The sequence below is a fragment of the Bradyrhizobium yuanmingense genome (assembly GCF_029167105.1).
Taxonomy (GTDB): Bacteria; Pseudomonadota; Alphaproteobacteria; order Rhizobiales; family Xanthobacteraceae; genus Bradyrhizobium; species Bradyrhizobium yuanmingense_A.
Genome location: NZ_JARFML010000108.1, coordinates 1 through 1328 on the forward strand (window position 1 = coordinate 1; position 1328 = coordinate 1328).

Here is a 1328-nt window from a genome sequence, read left to right on the forward strand (position 1 = left end):
CCTCGGAATGTCTCTCAGTCGCGCCATGCCATGGAGTTCGTAATCTCTGATGACCATCCGGGCTTGAAGAAGGCGATCGTCAAGGTCCGTGCCTTCCCGCCTGTCATGCTCAGGCCCCAAGAGGATGCATGGGCCAGCCACCCCTCTCCGCCGCCGTCGCTCGCCAGCGCTGCGCGTGGGGCAAGCGAGCGACAGCGGCTCCGAGGGGATGGCTTGGTCGGACCCCACGATCAATTTGCTGAAGCTCGATGCACACAACTGCACCCTCCGCGCAAGGAGAAGAGTCGCTAACTAAGGCTCTTGACAGGAGACACCCCATACAAGTTGTGGCCGACGGCCGAGAGGATGACTTTGGCGGCATCGCCGGCGCGTCGTTTGAGATAGCAAGGGCCAAGGTGGCCCTCGGCCTGCGCATTTCGCAAAAACGGGACAGCAGTTTCGCTAACTGACGGACAGGAGTTTCGCTAAATCGCGGACAGCGTAGCTGCGCTGGCTTTTGGTTGCCTGGTTGTTGAAGTCAGTTGGTATTCGTTTCGCTGTTTTCGACGTCGGTCAAGGGGCGTGCAGCTTCTTTCCTTCGCATGCTGTCGCCTTCGAGGGCGATACGGTGGGAGTTGTGGATGATCCGGTCCAGGATAGCATCTGCGATGGTTGGCTCGCCGAACACGTCAGAGTACCCCTATTCTTGAGCGGGTCGTGTCTCACGTCACGATCACCGACCCGCATCATTTTCTGTTTGGGCACCGGCTTGAGGTGCTCAAGGAGCGGTCGGGGCGCGGTCCTGCCTACGTCGTTGTCGCGCTGCCGGACGGCCGGCCGCGGGCGGTTCGGATCGCGTCGACGGATCTTGCCGAAACGCCGATCACGCCCCGCCCGAACGCCGCCGATCTGCCGCGCATCAGTGCACGCACGCTGATCCCATTGATGCAACATTTGAGCGCGAGTCTGAGCCTTCTCGACGAGAAGGTGATTCGCGATGACCCACCGACCGCTTCCAGGTCGCGTTGCGTATCAACCGCTGCCGACGTTGGCAAATCCACCCGGCCGCCCGACGGCCGACATTCCGCGCCTGTGGCCGAATCTATCGACCGCGACGCAAACCCAGATCGCTCAAATCCTCGCCACGCTGCTGCGGCGAATGCAAGCGGTTCCCGGCACGCCCGGAAGGGGACTGGGTCGTGCTGATCAGCTCGACCGTCGCTGGGTTCTTCCGCACATTTGGTGCAGGGTGCAGGATTCACGGACAGTGCGAATAAGGGCATAAGGTCGGAATCGCAGTCGACGCCCGTGATTCGCCTTGCTCCAAGCCTTCCGCTCACTGGTTTCCT

The 1328-nt window shown here is 61.6% G+C and carries 2 protein-coding genes; one reads left to right on the forward strand and one right to left on the reverse strand.

The window, feature by feature from the left end; genetic code table 11:
- Positions 1-517: 517 nt before the first annotated feature.
- Entirely contained in the window at positions 518-667 is a 150-nt protein-coding gene (locus tag P0R31_RS40630) for an ATP-binding protein (protein WP_275521214.1), read from the reverse strand.
- A gap of 29 nt (positions 668-696) precedes the next feature.
- On the opposite strand from P0R31_RS40630, the gene P0R31_RS40635 reads away from it, so the two are divergent.
- On the forward strand, positions 697-1185 hold the full coding sequence (locus P0R31_RS40635) for a hypothetical protein (RefSeq protein WP_275521216.1): 489 nt from the start codon (positions 697-699) through the stop codon (positions 1183-1185).
- Positions 1186-1328 lie beyond the last annotated feature (143 nt).